14 protein-coding genes and 1 pseudogene are annotated in these 16,087 nt (G+C 64.1%); 11 read left to right on the top strand and 4 right to left on the bottom strand.

Features of this window, described 5'->3' with window-relative positions:
- Positions 1 to 330 precede the first annotated feature (330 nt).
- The 6 genes and pseudogenes from AB0K28_RS47585 (at position 331) to AB0K28_RS47560 (ending at position 4,489) form a co-directional block, all read left to right on the top strand.
- Positions 331 to 576, top strand: a complete 246-nt coding sequence (locus AB0K28_RS47585; RefSeq protein WP_020547380.1) for a hypothetical protein — start codon at positions 331 to 333, stop codon at positions 574 to 576.
- Complete coding sequence (locus AB0K28_RS47580) at positions 573 to 962, top strand: type II toxin-antitoxin system VapC family toxin (protein WP_020547379.1); 390 nt, start codon at positions 573 to 575, stop codon at positions 960 to 962. Before AB0K28_RS47585 ends, AB0K28_RS47580 begins: the two co-directional genes overlap by 4 nt.
- Positions 963 to 1,028: 66 nt before the next feature.
- Positions 1,029 to 1,163 (top strand): hypothetical protein, encoded by a 135-nt coding sequence (locus AB0K28_RS47575; protein ID WP_364384134.1) that lies wholly within the window; start codon positions 1,029 to 1,031, stop codon positions 1,161 to 1,163.
- Positions 1,164 to 1,167: 4 nt separating this feature from the next.
- Positions 1,168 to 2,334 carry a hypothetical protein gene (locus tag AB0K28_RS47570; protein WP_345391508.1) on the top strand — a complete coding sequence of 389 codons (1,167 nt, stop codon included), beginning with the start codon at positions 1,168 to 1,170 and terminating at the stop codon, positions 2,332 to 2,334.
- A 700-nt stretch (positions 2,335 to 3,034) separates the two neighbouring features.
- A pseudogene (locus AB0K28_RS47565) lies at positions 3,035 to 3,428 on the top strand (helix-turn-helix domain-containing protein); the annotation flags it as partial.
- A 449-nt stretch (positions 3,429 to 3,877) separates the two neighbouring features.
- Positions 3,878 to 4,489: a hypothetical protein gene (locus AB0K28_RS47560; protein WP_345391511.1), complete on the top strand. Its 612-nt coding sequence runs from the start codon at positions 3,878 to 3,880 to the stop codon at positions 4,487 to 4,489.
- Between the two features lie 439 nt (positions 4,490 to 4,928).
- Here the strand turns inward: AB0K28_RS47560 and AB0K28_RS47555 are convergent, their stop codons facing one another.
- Positions 4,929 to 6,143 carry a hypothetical protein gene (locus tag AB0K28_RS47555; RefSeq protein WP_364384130.1) on the bottom strand — a complete coding sequence of 405 codons (1,215 nt, stop codon included), beginning with the start codon at positions 6,141 to 6,143 and terminating at the stop codon, positions 4,929 to 4,931.
- Between the two features lie 337 nt (positions 6,144 to 6,480).
- On the opposite strand from AB0K28_RS47555, the gene AB0K28_RS47550 reads away from it, so the two are divergent.
- Both AB0K28_RS47550 and AB0K28_RS47545 read left to right on the top strand, forming a co-directional pair.
- Positions 6,481 to 7,023, top strand: a complete 543-nt coding sequence (locus AB0K28_RS47550; RefSeq protein WP_364384127.1) for a transposase — start codon at positions 6,481 to 6,483, stop codon at positions 7,021 to 7,023.
- The gene (locus AB0K28_RS47545; RefSeq protein WP_364384124.1) at positions 7,020 to 7,313 is read left to right on the top strand and encodes a hypothetical protein; all 294 of its coding nucleotides are present in this window, start codon (positions 7,020 to 7,022) and stop codon (positions 7,311 to 7,313) included. The genes AB0K28_RS47550 and AB0K28_RS47545 overlap by 4 nt, the downstream gene beginning before the upstream one ends.
- A gap of 820 nt (positions 7,314 to 8,133) precedes the next feature.
- Here the strand turns inward: AB0K28_RS47545 and AB0K28_RS47540 are convergent.
- From AB0K28_RS47540 to AB0K28_RS47530, 3 genes are read right to left on the bottom strand one after another with little or no spacing between them, the layout of a single operon-like run.
- Positions 8,134 to 8,289, bottom strand: coding sequence for a hypothetical protein (locus AB0K28_RS47540; protein WP_345391523.1), 156 nt, complete (start codon positions 8,287 to 8,289; stop codon positions 8,134 to 8,136).
- A gap of 44 nt (positions 8,290 to 8,333) precedes the next feature.
- Entirely contained in the window at positions 8,334 to 9,341 is a 1,008-nt protein-coding gene (locus tag AB0K28_RS47535) for a hypothetical protein (RefSeq protein WP_364384121.1), read from the bottom strand.
- Positions 9,338 to 9,955, bottom strand: a complete 618-nt coding sequence (locus AB0K28_RS47530) for a hypothetical protein (RefSeq protein ID WP_364384118.1) — start codon at positions 9,953 to 9,955, stop codon at positions 9,338 to 9,340. Before AB0K28_RS47530 ends, AB0K28_RS47535 begins: the two co-directional genes overlap by 4 nt.
- 875 nt (positions 9,956 to 10,830) lie before the next feature.
- Here AB0K28_RS47530 and AB0K28_RS47525 point away from each other — a divergent pair.
- The 3 genes from AB0K28_RS47525 to AB0K28_RS47515 all read left to right on the top strand — a co-directional run bounded on the left by AB0K28_RS47525 (position 10,831) and on the right by AB0K28_RS47515 (position 15,743).
- On the top strand, positions 10,831 to 14,667 hold the full coding sequence (locus AB0K28_RS47525; protein ID WP_364384115.1) for an SGNH/GDSL hydrolase family protein: 3,837 nt from the start codon (positions 10,831 to 10,833) through the stop codon (positions 14,665 to 14,667).
- Positions 14,668 to 14,742: 75 nt separating this feature from the next.
- Positions 14,743 to 15,132: a hypothetical protein gene (locus tag AB0K28_RS47520; RefSeq protein WP_364384112.1), complete on the top strand. Its 390-nt coding sequence runs from the start codon at positions 14,743 to 14,745 to the stop codon at positions 15,130 to 15,132.
- A gap of 101 nt (positions 15,133 to 15,233) precedes the next feature.
- Positions 15,234 to 15,743 carry a hypothetical protein gene (locus AB0K28_RS47515; protein WP_364384109.1) on the top strand — a complete coding sequence of 170 codons (510 nt, stop codon included), beginning with the start codon at positions 15,234 to 15,236 and terminating at the stop codon, positions 15,741 to 15,743.
- The last annotated feature ends 344 nt before the right edge of the window (positions 15,744 to 16,087 follow it).

Here is a 16,087-nt window from a genome sequence, read left to right as displayed (position 1 = left end):
TCGGCCGGGTGGTGGGAATGACGAAACACCGGGGGCCGAGCGACCCATACGTGGATAAGATCTGGGCCGCCAGCAGCGCCACCCTCAGATTCCAGCCGTGGACGGCAGCTATGAGCCAGGCTCATCCGATCACCAGACGGTGGTGCCACCACGGTGCCGGGCCATGACCAGATCGCGGTGCGTTTCACCGCAGAACTGACGGCGGAAACCCCTGACTCGACGAGAACCTTGCGACGCGGACGGATGCTGCCCAACGACGCGAGTAAGGCTCGGCCACCGGCTACGCTGGAGGTGCAACTCAGGCGCCGCGACGGAGGGAGTCGAGCGACGGTGAGCGTGGACCTCGAACACGAGCCCATTCATGATCTCGCCCGCCGGGTCATCCGGCTGGCCGAGGAAACCCAGCATGCCGCTCAAGTGCTCGAACGCCGCCTGGATGCGCTGGAACGCCGCTCCGAAGCCGCCGGCAGGGCCGAACGCATTCTGAGCGTTGCCGCGGGCATGCGGACCCACCTCGGTCGAGACCGACTGTCCGTTGAAGATCTGTACGACCCGGACACCGGCCTTCCCGCGTGATCATCGACTCCAGCGCCATCATTGCCGTCATCAACGGCGAGCCAGAGGCCATCCCATTCGCTCACACCATCGCCGCAAACGTGTGTCGCATCTCGGCCGTCAACTACGTCGAAGCGGCCATCGTGGCGGACAACCGTGGTGAGGCCATGCGCAACGCCTTCGACACGCTCGTTGACGAGATGGGCCTCATCATCGAGCCGGTAACACCCCATCAGGCCAGGATCGCGCGCCGGGCATACCAGACCTACGGCAAGGGCAACAACTCCAAGGCCAAACTCAACATGGGCGACTGCTTCGCCTACGCCCTCGCCAAGGACCTCGACCAACCCCTGCTCTTCAAAGGCGAGGACTTCCCGCACACCGACATCACCCCGGCGCAGCCCTGACGGTCCAGCATGCCCTCTGCTCAAGCGTGATCGCCAGGGTTCCTCGCGGGAGTATCGTGTGCTGCTGTGACTCGCCGCCCCTCTGACGATCATCTGGATGAGCTGATCAAGCAGGCGATCGGCGTCCTCGATCTGCCGCAGCCCGACCCGCCACCGGCCGGGACCGAATGGATCCACGCGTTCCGCCGCTGGGCCGGGTGACAGCATGAGCGAATACCAGTACTACAAGTTCCTGGCCGTCGACCGGCCGCTCACCGACCAGCAGCAGGCCGAGGTGCGTGCCCTGTCCACCCGGGCCCACATCACCGCCACCAGCTTCACCAACGAGTACCACTGGGGCGACTTCCGCGGCGACCCGGCCCGCCTGATGGAGCGTTACTACGACGCCCACCTGTATCTGGCCAACTGGGGCACTCACCGGATCATGCTGCGCCTGCCCAAGGCCGTGCTCGACCCCAAGCAGGCCCAGCGCTACTGCGTGGGCGAGCAGGTCACCGCCTGGACCAGCGGCGGACACCTCGTCCTCGACTTCACCAGCGAGGCAGAGGAGGAGTATTGGGAAGACGACGTCGAACGCTCGCTGTCGGCCATCGTCGGCATCCGCGCCGAGCTGGCCGCCGGTGACCTGCGGCCGCTCTATCTGGCCTGGTTGTCGGCGTATGGGACATGGGAGCGTGACGAGGACGCCTTCGACTACGAGGAAGAGGACGCGCTGGAGCCGCCCGTCCCGCCGGGGCTGGGTTCGCTCAGCGCGCCGCAACGGGCCCTGGCCGACTTCCTGCGCCTGGACCACGACCTGCTCGCGGCCGCCGCCGAAGCCAGCCCGCCGGCGCGACCCGTACAGCACGACTGGAAGGCCCTGACTGCCTGGATCGGCGCTCTGCCCGCCAAACGCAAGGACGCGCTGCTGCTGCGGGTGATCAAGGAGGACGCCGCGAGCGTCCGCTGGGAACTGCTGCGCGAGTTCGGCGGCGAAACCACCGGCCAGAAGACGGAGACGGGGCGGACGGTCGCCGAACTTCTGGACAACGCCGCCGCCCGCCGCCACGTACGCGAGCAGCAGGAAGCCGCCCAGCGCGCCGAAGAGCAGGCCCGCAGGGAACAGGAGCGACGACAAGCCAGGGAACTGCGCCTGAACCGGCTCGCCCAGGATCTCGACGCCGCGTGGGACGTGGTGGAGACCTCCATCGGCACCAAGAAGCCCCGCGAATACGACCTGGCCGTCGAACTCCTTCGTGACCTGCACGCCCTGGCCCTCCGCGACGAGCACGCCGGCGCCTTCACCCAGCGCCTCACCCACCTCCGGGAACGACACCAGGGCAAGCCCAGCCTCATCAAGCGGCTCAACGACGCAGGCCTCGCAGCCGAGTAACCGGCGATTCCATGCCTATTGACCAGCGGTCCGCGCCAGCGAGCTGCACGGAGCCACACTGCCCAGCCAGCCGAAGAGTGCGCATGGTCAAGGGATGCCAACCGTTGTACGGAAGCTCGTCGGATGCTCATCGGCACCTCATCCGGCATGACACCGGGCGGCATTCCCGGACATATTGAGCGCGGGCAATGCATGACATCGCGACACAAGAGGACACGATTCGATAGTGGGCGGCATTGAGAACTGCGGCTTTTAATCCGTAGGTTCCGGGTTCGAGCCCCGGGCGCCCTACCACTCCACACCCCGCCCGACCTGCACTTTCTTGATTTTGAGCCGTCTCCTGCGAGGCGAAGCTGGCCGAGTTCATGCTCGCCCGATACTCTTCGGCACGGGTCCGGCACATCGGCGGGCCGATGGCGTGATCGAAATGAGCCGGTTTACGCCGCCGGGCGTTGGGTGCCTGAGACCGGATCGTCAAGCCACGACCGAGCGACACCCAACAGAAGATCATGGTGGAAGGGATGGCGAGGGGAACACACCCGGATTGACCGCAGACCCGTCCAAGCACCGGTCAAGCCGCCTCCGGCCCATTTCGCACACCAAGGTCTCCACCAAAGCCATCGGGGCGATTTGGGCGGATTCAACCGGTCGTCGCAACACCTTGATCCGGAGCTGTTGTATGGGCAGACCAGCAGGGTGGATGACGACGCGCACCGCGCGGCCAGAGATGCGGTCACCGGGACGGCCCCATTCGCCGGGACGTGGAGCGAACATTCTGGAGAGAGCTCGCCGAAGGGCTGACCAGCGAAGATGCGGCCCGGGCCTGCGGCGTGTCGGGGCCGGCCGGGTCTCGGTGGTTCCGCGAGGGTGGCGGCATGCCGTTGATCGAACTCAGCCCGCCATCAGGCAGATACCTGTCGTTCACCGAGCGGGAAGAGATCGCCCTGCTCAAGGCGCAGCACAAGGGGGTTCGCGAGATCGCGCGCTGCCTGGGCCGCTCGCCCTCGACCATCTCGCGCGAACTGCGGCGTAACGCCGCCACGCGAGGTGGCCGCCTGGACTACCGGGCATCGATCGCGCAGTGGAAAGCCGAGCTGATGACCGCGCATTGCCGTACCGATTGCGCCGCTAAGCCAGGGCGGCGAAGACCTTGGAGCGGTCCTGGTCTTAGGGAGGCTCCACCGCTCGGTACTCCCTGGTACCGGTCCGACTTCTCGGACTATTTCCGTGGGGTGATTGAGGGCGACTGCATAGAGCGGGGGTACCCGCGACGATAAAACGCGGGCTGAGCGGAGCAGGACGGGGTGGGGGATCTATGTCCGAAATGAGATTCTCCGGGAGTTCGGTGGCGAGAACTGCCCGCGACAGCGCCTCGCCTTGGGAGGACGTCGACTCCGGAGAGATGGAAGAGCTACGCCGGATCGGGGCCCAGCTCGCCCGAGAGTGGGAGGGACTGGACGCACCCACATGGACGCGAGGGGTTGGCCTCACCCCAAACGAGTACCGGCAATTCGAGGAGAGCCTCTGGTCTTACGCTCTGCCTGTGCTGAAGGGCATGATCCGCACAGGAGCCATCAAGAGGCTCTGCTTCGAAAAGGACGTCGTCCTTGTCATGTCTGACGATGAGCAGCGGGCCCTTCGCCTATCCCTCGAAGATCGCGATCAGCTTGCAGTCGACAGCATCATCGGGGCCATCGAGTACTTCCGCCGGAAAGTCCTCAAGCCCGGCAAGTGGGATCCGGAGCTGGGCGCATCGATCAACACCTACTTCCTCGGCGCCTGCGCATTCGGCTTTCAGGCCGCCTTCCGCAAATGGTCGGCACAGCGCAAGGCCCAGCTCAGGCAGTACGGCTACGGAATGCTGGCGGACACAGCCTGGTCACACCTGGCGGAGGCGATTGATCCAGCGACCGCCGCCGCTAACGGCGATACACTTCGCCGCATCTTCAGCGAGGCTCAGCCCGAAGCCAGGCTGATCTGCGGCCTCATCCTGCGAGACCTATCTCAGCAGGAAATCGGTGATCGCCTCGGCATGACCACCCGGGCTGTCGAAGGACACATGCGGCGACTTCGCGTAACTGTAAGGAGAATGATCCGGCGAGGACAGATCGACCACGCCCGTTCACCCCGTACCGTGAAGGATCACAGCGCATGAACCGCGTCGGGCGCGGCGCAGCCTTGGGTGGAGGCGGAATGGCATTGAGCGCGATGTGGATGAGCGCGCCCTGGCCTGTCGCCGCGCTCTGCACCGTACTCGCAACAGTCGCTTGGGGAATCTCGGTCATTCTTCAGAATGTTATGCCCCAAGAGTCCGCCCATCGCCTCGCCTGGTGGCGAGACCGCCGGCGTCACCTGCGGCACCAGACGGAGACATCTGCATCGAACGACTTAGCGGGCCTATCCGAGAAACGACAACACGAGCTGACCAACGGTCCTTGAGACGCGCACTTTAGGGATCGGCCGGGCCGTAAAGGTTCCAGCTCCCGATTCTCCGATTCTGTGGAGCGTCGTCTTGAGCGCCCGCATCTGGCCCCTGACCAATTTACGGCTGTGAAGCGATCTGCCACATGGGCTCAGAACTTCAGCCGGAGAGTTCATCTGATCCACTGACGAAGCCTCTGCCAGGTGGCGAACTCCGCGTCTTGGGCGACGGCGAAGACGAGCCGCCCCCCGGCCGCGATGTCCAGAGGACTGACCGTGTTCTCGGCGATGCTCAGCAGGCGTTGGCGCTGCATGCTCATTGAGGCATCGGCCTCTGGAGCGCGCTGGAAGACGCCAACGAAAACCGATCGCCCGTCACGACCCAGGGATGCCCAAGCTCCCCGAACCGGGGTGTCCGCGAGATAGTTTTCTCCACGAGGGGGGTTGGGGGCACTCCAGTAAAGCGGATCCTCGCGGAGTTGGGCCATGTTGGGCGTCTCCAGCTCGTCGACGAGGCGCTCCCATTCACGCTCCAGGTCCAGCAATTCCAGGCGCTCGGGCCGCAGATCGACCGAATCCCATACGGCCCGAGCGGAAGCCTCCTGCCCTTCTTTGGTACTCTGTGGGATGAGCTCGACTACCTTTTCCGGATTCGTATGGTAGAGGTTGACAAAGGTCTCGTTCTTGCGAATCGCAGCCCAGCTCAAAGCGAGCGAGGATCCGACGTAACGATTGATCGATGCCCAGAGGTGAAGCTTTTTCAGGGATTCCCTGATTGCCATTGTCGTCCGCCCCGAGCCGCCACTTCTTCCTTTAGCCTCACAGACCATCTCGCGATAGCCCGGCAAGTCGATCAGCAGGTCGGGCCTAGAATACCCGCCTTTCGGTCCACGCGAGGAGACGGCGGACATGAGATCACAGTGGTTGATCTGCAGCGGCCCGATCTTCCCCTGAGCGATCAGGCTCTCGATACTCGCCGTCAGCAAGCCCAGGCCAGCGGAGGTGACGATGAACGTCTTGATGTGGTGTGACGAGCAGTCATACGCCCTTGTCCGGTGGAGCGCACCATTGGCACTCCCGCCCGTGTTGTCGAGTGCCGTGGCCAGCAGCCGAGTTTCAAGCATCAGCGATTCGAAGGAGCCGTGCCGGCTCCCCGAAATGGAGGAAAGGCCATTGACTAATATTACGGAAGCGAGGCTGATCCCCAGATCTCGCGTCTCACACCACTGAATTCCGTCCGGCCGCCCATTTGGAACGGGAGACCATTCGTACCTGGAGAATTGAACCATACCCATGGCTGCAATGATAGCGCCCCTCGCCCGGACCTCCATCTGTCTTGAATGCACCGAAATAGTTGTACCCAGTACCAACGATGCGTCGATCCTCATCGACGAGCACTGCTCCGACAGGTCTTGGACACAAGCGCCTCGTACTGCGACAGCGGTAGCAATCTTGAGGAAGTAGGTGTCCCAATCGGGGCGGGGGTCACTGTTCAGCGCAGTTCCTCGGGGTTGAGCCCGTCCCGCAGGGTGCCGTCGAGTACGTCGTCCAACTCCTGGCGGAGCTTAACGGCAGCCGAGAGGCTGAGCGGGATTACCTGGTGTGTGGTGGTCCCTGTCATGTGAGAGTGCGTTCCGCGAGCATATGCCTTTGATGTCGCTATGTGATCGTATGGATTTGTAGCGTTACCGCCGGTCGGTGGGTCTGCTGTGCTGGGATGGCCGGGTGACCGAGCGCAAGCCGTACCCCAGCGACTTAACCGACGCGGAATGGGCGCTGATCGAGCCCGTGCTCACGGCGTGGAAGGCCGCGCACCCGTCCGTCAGCGGCCACGAGGGCAACTACGAGCTGCGGGAGATCGTGAACGCCATCCGCTACCAGGGACGAACCGGTGTCCAATGGGACTTTCTCCCGCACGACCTGCCGCCCAAGAGCGCGACGTACTACTACTTCGGCAAGTGGCGCGACGACGGCACCGACAAGACGATCCATGACCTGCTGCGCTGGCATCTGCGCGAAAGTAAGAAACGATTAGCCGACCCGAGCCTGGTCGTGCTGGACACCCAGAGCGTCCACGTCGCGGGCGGGGTCCCCGCCTCCACGACCGGCAAGGACGCCGCCAAGCGCGTGCCGGGCAGGAACGGGGCCTGGCGGTGGACGTGCTGGGCCTGGTCATCGCCGTGGTCGTCCTGGCCGCCTCGGCTCATGAGAACACCGCCGGGATCGCCCTGCCGGACCGGGTCGCCGCCGGCACCGAGGGCACCGTGACCAAGGCGCTGGCCGACCAGGGGTTCAAGAACGCGGTCGTCGCACATGGCGCCGACCTGGGGATCGACGTGGAGATCGTCGAACGCAACCCCGCCGGCAAGAGGTTCGTCCCCCAGCCCAAGAGATGGATCGTCGAGCAAACGTACGGCATCTTGATGTTCCACCGGCGTCTGGTCCGCGACTATGAGCACCTTCCGGCCAGTTCCGAAGCCCGCGTGTATTGGGCGATGACGGACGTGATGTCCCGCCGCCTGACCCGCGGCGCGTCCCCGTCGTGGCGGTGGGCATGATCGGGCCCGACGCCCGGCCGGCCGACCCGGGTGCCTGGCTCCTGGACCGGATCGACGCCCGCGAGCAGGCCTTGACCTGCCAGATCGAGCAGAGCCAGGCGGAGATCGACATGCTCACCGCGAGGCTGGGCCAACTCAGCGAGCAGGTCGAGCACCTGCGGATCAGCCGCAAGACCCTCATCTCCCTCGCCGAGGAAGATCCCACCCACCCCGATCCAACCGGCCGCGCCACCTCCCGCAGTTCCCGAGCACCCGGCCTACCGGCAGATTCTCACCGTCTTCTCCGAGGCCGGCGGCTCCCTGCGCGCCCGGGACCTGGCCAGGGCAATGGACCTGCCCCTGACGCAGAACGACATCCAGAACGTCCGCGCCAAGCTCAAACGCCTGGTCAGCCGCGGCATCCTTGTCGAGACCGAGCCGGGATTGTTCACTCAGCCGCGCCCGTAGTCCGACCGGCGGGTCTCCGACCAGCCGACCTAACCCAACCCCCACCGATGAAAGGGACATCAACTCGCAGAACGCACTCTCAGAGTGAACTCTACCGCCTACCGCCGCAAGATCACCGTGTCCGCCGACGGCCGCGGGCTGGCATCCCATGCCAGCGGCCTGCTGCTGACGCACACACTGCGCATCACCGGACTGGACAAGGACCTCTCACAGCGGCTGGAGCGCTGGCACCCCAGCCGAGCGGTGCACGACCCCGCAAAGATCATCACTGATCTGCCCTCACTTGACGCTCGGCGGAGACTGCATGGCCGACATCGCCCTGCTGCGCTGCAAGCCCGGACTGTTCGGCCCCATCGCCTTGAACCCGACCATCTCACGCCTGATCGACCGGCTCGCCGCCGATGAGGCCCGCGCGCTGCAGGCCATCCGCGCCGCCCGGGCCACCGCACGTGAACGCGCTTGGCAGCTGGCCGGCGCTCAAAAGCAGCGAGAAACCGCGCGCTTTCGATCGAGCGCGCGGTTTCAACACGGCATGGACCTTTTACCGGCTCGCGATCAGTCGTGCTTCACGCCTCAGCCGGATTTCAGAATCGCAGCCGCGTTCTTCGTCCAAACGTCCACAATGGCCTTGGTTTCGGCGAACTTGGACTGGTTCTCCTCCAGAAGTCGCTGCTCATAAGCAGCCCTGACCGCCTTGTAGACGCCGACTAGATTCACCTCGTCCTGGCACTTGGCGTCGAGAGCCGCTATCCGCTTCTCCTCGTCCGAGGCGGGGGTTCCTTGTGTTCTCGACTGCCACTTGGGGTCGTTCTGTGCGGTGACCGGATGCTGGTAGGCCGTGACACCCGCCTTCCGCACGCATGACTGCCACGAGGCCAGCGCCGCGCGGACGCGACTATCGCCGAGAGCGCGAGAGCGAGAGGCGACGGCCAGTGCGCGCGGGTCAGCGGGAAGCTTCTTCTGCTGGCCATAGAGCTTCTCATCGGCGTGGCGTGCACAGCCGCCCGCCGGGATCGTCCTGCCTTCCGCGGTCTTGCTGGCGCTTCCCTCGTACGCCTTCCTTTCCTCCGCGGTCGGTTCGTGCTTCGTGCCGGCGAAGGTGGAGGAAACGTCCTTGACCTCGGCCTGCCGCGGGTACCCGGATTCAGCCGCAACCGCGGGATCGATGTAGTCGAAGAAATCGTGTTCGCGGTACTCCCCCGGGTCCCACGTGCGGATAGTACCGGCCGTCCACGTCTTGAAGCCGAGCGCGTTCATACAGTCCGCTGCCGCGACGTCGCGAGCCTGGTCGATGAGCTTGATGTCGCTCATGGGCGTGAGAACGGAATCGAGCGGCATAGGTACGCGCGTCGTGTCTTTGATGTGCGGGATGGCTCCGAGGGCGGGTTCGCCCTCACCCCCGAGAGGCGGGGCCGTGGACGTCGCTCTGGGGGTGGTGGGTTCGATGGTGGGGTTCACCGTGGCCAACGCCGAGGTATCGGCACTGGAAAGCTGGCTGACGGTGAAGCCCACGGCAGTCAACGTGGCCAGGGCAACCGCGGTCACACCCGCGACGGCCGGTCCTTTTCGTCGCGTCGTCATTCGCCGTTCCTCCTCCAAAAGCACCGGGTTGCGTTGTCTTGGCCATCGACACAGCGGTTGGCATGGAACAGGGTCGTCCACAGGCCGTAGGAAGCAGCGGTGGTGAAGTTCACACTGATCGTGTCATGCCAGAGGTCGCCGTTACAGCCATTCAGGTTGACCCATTTGTTGAAGTACCGGCCGTAGTAGCCGCTCCACTCAGTACGGTAGCCCCAGTGCTGCTGAAGTTCATCCACCCATGGATACTGCATGGGCGTGCTGCAGCCCCCATCACTGCCCGGCCCGGTGTAGGGATCCCATCGGTCAAGCGCCTTGCCGCTGTTGTTGTTCAACAGCGCGAAGTAGCCATTGGATAACTGATAGTCGGACCACCACTGATTGGCCGATCCGCTGTTTCCAGGGAAAGCGATGACGGAGGCGAGGTCCGCAGTGCTGGAATTGAGCACTTCAAGGTAGAGGTATCCGTTACCGTAGTCGTTCGCCGTGGCCCACCGGTTCACCGAGTCCGCCTGAGCGGTGCCTGCGGGCATCATAGTGATGCCTGCCACGACGCCGAGCAGCCCTACCGTTACGGCACGCGCCGCTGACTTGATTCCACGCATGTTCAATCGCACAACGAACTCTCCCGTTCTCTTCGATCGGCATTCCTGTTAACTTGACAATCACCGAAGTCGATGTTCTGTATCTTGCTACCTTCCCCTTCGCTTACCGGACCTCAGGCAGTGCGGCGTATGGCGCCATGCTTTCTCCTCAAGATGACGTACAGCCTCGCGGATGACCGAACGCGAGTCGGGCGAGCCCTGTGCGTTCGGTTTCTCGAAGGATTGAAACCTTGACAGAGATGGATGACACGACGCGGCCGACAGTGATCATTACTCATTGTCGGCCGGGAGCACAAGAGGACTGCATGGGATTTTTCTACCCCTTGCTGAAGGTTGTCCGATGTGCTCACATTATGTAGGTCATGACTGTCATCGTCGTGTCCAGTACAGGCAGCGATAAAGGGAACCGACCGCACAGGAAGGGCTGTCCTTGCAGGTGATTGGCACTTTGTCAGCTGCTCGGCCAGGACTTGGTGAGCCATTGAGCCCCGCCCCATAGGCCATAGTCACTGGGACATCAAGACGTCAAACGTCTCGCGCCGGAGGCCAGCATCCACGCTCCTATAGACGGATGAAGGCCCTGAGCCAGCGAAGCCGGCGTCTCAAGTTGCCTCGCGGCCCTCATTTTCCCTCCTACCGAAACACCAGGCTGACCACACGCTGCAGGCGGCACGCGACCCCACTGCAGTAACCCTCTGTAGAAGGAGCGCAGAGTCCTGAACCGTACATGTTTCCTCCTGTTATCCGCTCTTCTGGTCACCACCGCACTGTCCGCCCCGGAAGTCCTCGCCACGACGGGCAGCGCCGCTGCGGCATCCGCGCCCGCGAAAGTCTCACCGCAGCCGCATGAAGAACGCCTGTCGGTCGAGCCGTCCCAGCGCGACAAGGTGCTGGGATCAAGCTGGGAAGCATCGAACGACCTGGCCATCACCGCCACAGGCGACGCCACCGGCTTCCACGTCATGGCGGCAAGAGCGGGCGACGGCTACGCCTGGCACACCATTGCGACCCTCAGCGAGCCTGGCATGGACACTGACCAGTGGGTGGGCAACGCCTGCCTGACCAGTTCGGGACGCCAAGTCGTCGCTACCTATGCGCCGCGGCACTTTACCAATCGCGCCTGGCTGTTCAGCAGGGGTGCCTTCGCCGCCGTAATCGATGTGAAGAGTGGCAAGATCACTAAACTCGAGGACCAGGTGAGCCTTGCCTACTACAACCCGGGATGCGGCTCGGACGACAAGGTAGCCCTCACCCAGGGCACCACCGAGGAGCGCATGACGACGCGCCTGCTCACGGTGGACACCAGCACGAAGTCGGTCTCGCGACCCATCCTCCTGGACGGGCAGATCACCTCAGCCACTGCGGTCGCCGACCACATCGTGGCGGCCCGCGGCAACAAGCTCGTGAAAGTCGCGGCGTCGGGCAAGCTCAAGACGCTGGCGACGACAGATTCCGTCCCCTTCGGTATCCGGCCGACGGCTGACGGGGGCGTCGCGTTCATGGACCAGGCCGGCGGCGCCGTGTCCGTCAAGCACTACCGCAACGGCTCGGTGCGGGTGCTCGCTTCAGGACGGCTGGGCGAAGTGAGTCTGCATTCGGGCACGAGCGGCAGGGTCTTCATTACCGGCAAGACGCGTCAGCATGGCCCACTGCCTTCGCACATGTCCGCCATCGGCGGCGCGCCGAACGTGGAGACGGTGTCGTCGGAAGGCGATCTGCTGATCACGAGTATCGCGCGGCGCGGGCTCAGGCGCGACAGTGAGAGCGACCAAGCGGACACCCGCTACCCCGGTGTCGTACAGGAGGACCCTGCCCCGGAGCTCATCGACATCACCGCCCAGACTGCTCGGACACACTCCCCCCTGACCTTCGCCATCGACCCAACGCGGGAAGCCACCTCGCCATCGGGTCGCGAGGAGAATCCGCGGCTGGCCGAGGCGCGCGGGCAGGCCGAATCAAAGACGACCGCAACCTCGACCGGGACGATTGACCCGAACCACTCTTGCGCCATTGCCCGCAACGACCCGAACACCCAGGTCTACCAGCCTCACTGGCGGCAGGTGGAATGGGCGGTCGACCAGCTCGTCTTCAAGGACCGGCTCCAAGTTTGGCGTCAAGACAACTGGAAAGAGTCCGGCCTCTCATCCTGGAATCCGCAGGACCTGTTCTCGGCACCCGACCTCGCGGGTGGCGGCCGGATTCCCGTCTCGGTCGTGTTCGGCATCCTCGCGCAGGAGTCCAACTTGTGGCAAGCGCAGCGGGACACACTTCCCGGTGAGACGGGCAACCCGCTTGTCGGCAACTACTACGGCGTCGAAATCTATGACGACAAACCGGACAACGACTGGGTGATCCGATGGGACGAAGCCGACTGCGGGTACGGCCTCACACAGCAGACCGACCACATGCGGCGAGCCGGACATGCGAAGCCCGGGGAATGGCTGTGGGATCCGGACACCCAGCGCAGGATAGCCCTGGACTACGTAACGAACATCGCCGTCGGCTTGACTACGCTTGCCGAGAAGTGGAACCAGATCTACACCGACACAGGCGGCACCATGAAAATCAATAACGGTGACCCCTCTAAGATCGAGAACTGGTACTTCGCCATCTGGGCGTACAATTCCGGTTACTACCCCAAGGCGCAGGCAAGCGCGAATGGCGGCGCCTGGGGCGTCGGGTGGGCCAACAATCCCAAGAACCCCGACTACGTGGCAGGGCGTCGCCCCTTCCTCGACAACAACTCCTACTCCGATGCCGCGCATCCCCAGGACTGGCCGTACCAGGAGAAGGTCCTCGGCTGGTCGGCCTGGCCCATCGCAAAAACCTACTACAACGCCGCCACCGGCGAGTGGGTCACCGAAGGCGGTTACAACTACGCCTGGTGGAACTCCGAAGGGTACCGCAGCTCTATCGTTCCGGGCGGGACCCTGGTGGACGAGAACGCCTTCTGCTCGGCGGAGAACGAGTGCGACCCCGCCGACACGACGCGGGGGTGCACGCGAGCTGACTGGAAATGCTGGTGGCATTCGGCGAAGACCTGGAAGACCTGCCCCCAGGAGTGTGGGAACGAGGCGTTTCTGCGTTACGACGCGAGCTATGCCGGCATCGAGCGCTCCGAGCCGTCCGACCAGTGGACGACGTGCCTGACCCCAGGGTTGCCCCAGGTAACCGGCGACACCAAGAACGTGCTAATCGTCGATGACGTGCCCGACTCTGTACCAGCGGTGCGCGGCGGATGCGACAACAGCGGATGGGCCAATTCTGGGGCGCTGACCTTCGAATTCGAGCAGGACTCTGCGGGCGAAGCGCCGGGCAGAGCAGACTTCGGCCAGCTCGGCAACGGCTTCGGCGGCCACCTGTGGTATGGGTACACGCGCAACAGCTCCCATCTCGGCGACCCCATGAAGGTGACTGGCACCTGGGAGCTGAACCAACCTATCAATGGCTGGGCGCGGGTCCTCGTGCATGTGCCAAAACGCCGGGCGGAAACCCAGCAGGCCCCGTACACGGTCCACCTCGGCAACGGGCAAACCCGCACCCGTTACCTGTCGCAAGGCCGGCTGGAAAACCACTGGCAAAATCTCGGCGTGTTCGAGTTCAAGGGCGTGCCCAAGGTGGCACTTACCAACCGTAACCAGGAAGGGGACGGCACCGCCGCCGTAGCGTGGGACGCCATCGCCTTCCAGGTGCTGGCCAAGAAGCCTAAGCATTTCGTCGTCGGCATGGGAGACTCCTTTGCCTCCGGCGAAGGGGTCGGGAACTACTATCCGGAGACCGACACGGGCTACAAGCGTTCGACTTGGAACGCCTGCCGCCGCAGCAAGGACGCGTGGATCCGGCAGACAGTACTACCGGGCGAGACGCAGACCGTGGGGCAACTTGCGGACTCGTTCGACCCCAGGCTGGACTTTTCCTTCGTCGCCTGCTCGGGCGCCGTTACGAGGGACATGACCGTTCCCGAATACACATACACCACCGTCCCCTTCGACTGGTCCGCCTACCGGGGCAGCGCCGAAGGTCGATTCCGGGAGGCTGCGCAACTTGAGAGCGGGTACCTGGACGAGAACACGACGCTGGTCGCGCTCTCGATCGGCGGCAACGACGCCAATTTCTCACCCGTTGTCACCAACTGTTTCCTACTGCCCTGCTATAGCGAGGGCTACGAGAACGATATAAAGGCCGACGTTACCGCCGCTGTTTTCAACAAGATGGTGGGAACCGAAGAAGCTAATGTCAAGAACATCGTGGAGAGCATCGACAGCCGCGTCCAGAATTATAGTCCCGCGCGTGGGAAGAAGGCGCAGATAGTACTGATGGGATATCCCGAGATTACGGGCACCGGAGTATTGGACTGCGGTGCCTTCGATCCGGACGAGCAGAACATGATGCAGCGGATGGCGGAGCACTTCTCCGCCGAGGAGAACAAAATGGTGCAGACGGCGAAGGCAGCAGGTGTCGAGGTGTCCTTCGCCAACCCAATGCCAGCGTTCCAGGGACACGGCGCATGTAAGCCAGAGGGCGAACGCTGGATCACCCCAGTAACCTTCGCCAAGACAGGCCCTGGCGATTTTGGGGATGTCGACGACGTCTGGTCGGGTTGCATGTTTGACGGATTCAGATGTGCGAGCCGAACCTCAATGCACCCCAACGCGGCGGGAGCCCGGGCGTACGCCGGCGTCCTGACGACTCACCTTCAAGCCCTAGGATACACCGGCTGGTAGAATAGCGATCAGCCTGACCGTGACAGGCTGATCGCTTTCGGAAACAGGCTGAGCACGCGACATGAAGGAAGGCCCATGCCAAGAGGGTGCCTCATCACCCTGCTCGCCGCCCTCGCCATCTGCGTGCTCAGTCCGTTCGTCGTCGGTCATTTATACAAAGCGTCGGCTACAAGCCATAACGAAGAGGTGGCCGAGCTTTTCGCGACGAGATTGCCACAGGAATGGGGGGCCGAGCTGCCGCCGGCGGACACAGTCATGGGCTGGCCCGGCGAGGTCTCAGTCTTTTCCTCGACGCGAAACCCACAGGGGCTTCTCTTGAAGATCGCCGTGGTGACCCCCAAGGAGAATCTCTTCGGCCAGAGCACATTCGTTCGCTGCTACACGCTGACCTACGACCATGCTCCGGCAGGTGGATTCCGGCACATCCTCGAGGATCTACCCGAGTGCCCGTACGAGGAAGGTTGAGCTGAGACCGCAGGTCGCGAGGCCAAGTCCGGAGCCTGAGCCTGAATCCACGGCGTGAAACTGGGAGCGAGGCGCGGCCCGTACAGCACGACCGCAATGCCTTGGCCGCCTGGATCGCCGGGCTGCCCGCCGAGCGCAAGGACGCGCTGCTGCTGCGGGTGATCGAGGAGGACGCCGCGAGCGTTCGCTGGGAGCTGCTGGGCGAGTTCGGCGGCGAGCGCAGCGGCCGGGAGACGGAGACGGGGCGGACGGTCGCCGAACTGCTGGACAACGCCGCTGCCCGCCGCCACGCCCGCGAGCAACAGGTGACCGCCCGGCGCGCCGAAGAGCAGGCGCGGCGGGAACAGGAGCATCGGCGAGCCCGGGAACTGCCTGAACCGGCTCGCCCAGGATCTCGACGCCGCGTGCGACGTGGTGGAGGCCTCCATCGGCACCAAGAAGCCCCGCGAATACGACCTGGCCGTCGAGCTCCTGCGCGACCTGCACGCCTGACACTCCGCGACGAGCACGCCAGCGCCTTCACCCAACGCCTCACCCACCTCCGCGAACGGCACCAGGGCAAGCACAGCCTCATCAAGCGACTCAACGACGCGGGCCTCATGGCCGAGTGACTGGCGATTCCCTGCCTGGTCATCAGCGGTCCGAGGTACTGAAATTCACGTAACCGCTGCTCAGTCAGTCGGAAATTGCGCATGGTCAAGGGATGCCATCCGTTCCGTGTTGCTCGTTGCATGCTCATCGGCACCTGATACGGCATAGCACGGGGCGGCATTCTCGGGCATTTCGAAAGCAGACAACGCGTGACACCGCGATACAACGAGACACAATTCGATAGTGGGCGGCATTGAGAACTGCGGCTTTTAGACGATGACTCATTTGGTGAGTCGGCGGTAGCAGATGAGGGCTGCGGCGATGGCGGCGAAGGCTGCGAAGTGGTCGGCCCGGCGTTCGTAGC

The sequence above is a fragment of the Nonomuraea sp. NPDC049504 genome (genome assembly GCF_040676845.1).
GTDB lineage: Bacteria > Actinomycetota > Actinomycetes > Streptosporangiales > Streptosporangiaceae > Nonomuraea > Nonomuraea salmonea.
This window is presented reverse-complemented; position numbering and strand designations above follow the sequence as displayed.

Excerpts from the sequence above, each read along its gene's own strand:
- AB0K28_RS47570 (WP_345391508.1), top strand. The coding sequence starts at position 1,168 with ATGAGCGAATACCAGTACTACAAGTTCCTGGCCGTCGACCGGCCGCTC.
- AB0K28_RS47555 (WP_364384130.1), bottom strand. The coding sequence starts at position 6,143 with ATGAGGATCGACGCATCGTTGGTACTGGGTACAACTATTTCGGTGCAT.
- AB0K28_RS47535 (WP_364384121.1), bottom strand. The coding sequence starts at position 9,341 with ATGACGACGCGACGAAAAGGACCGGCCGTCGCGGGTGTGACCGCGGTT.
- AB0K28_RS47520 (WP_364384112.1), top strand. The coding sequence starts at position 14,743 with ATGCCAAGAGGGTGCCTCATCACCCTGCTCGCCGCCCTCGCCATCTGC.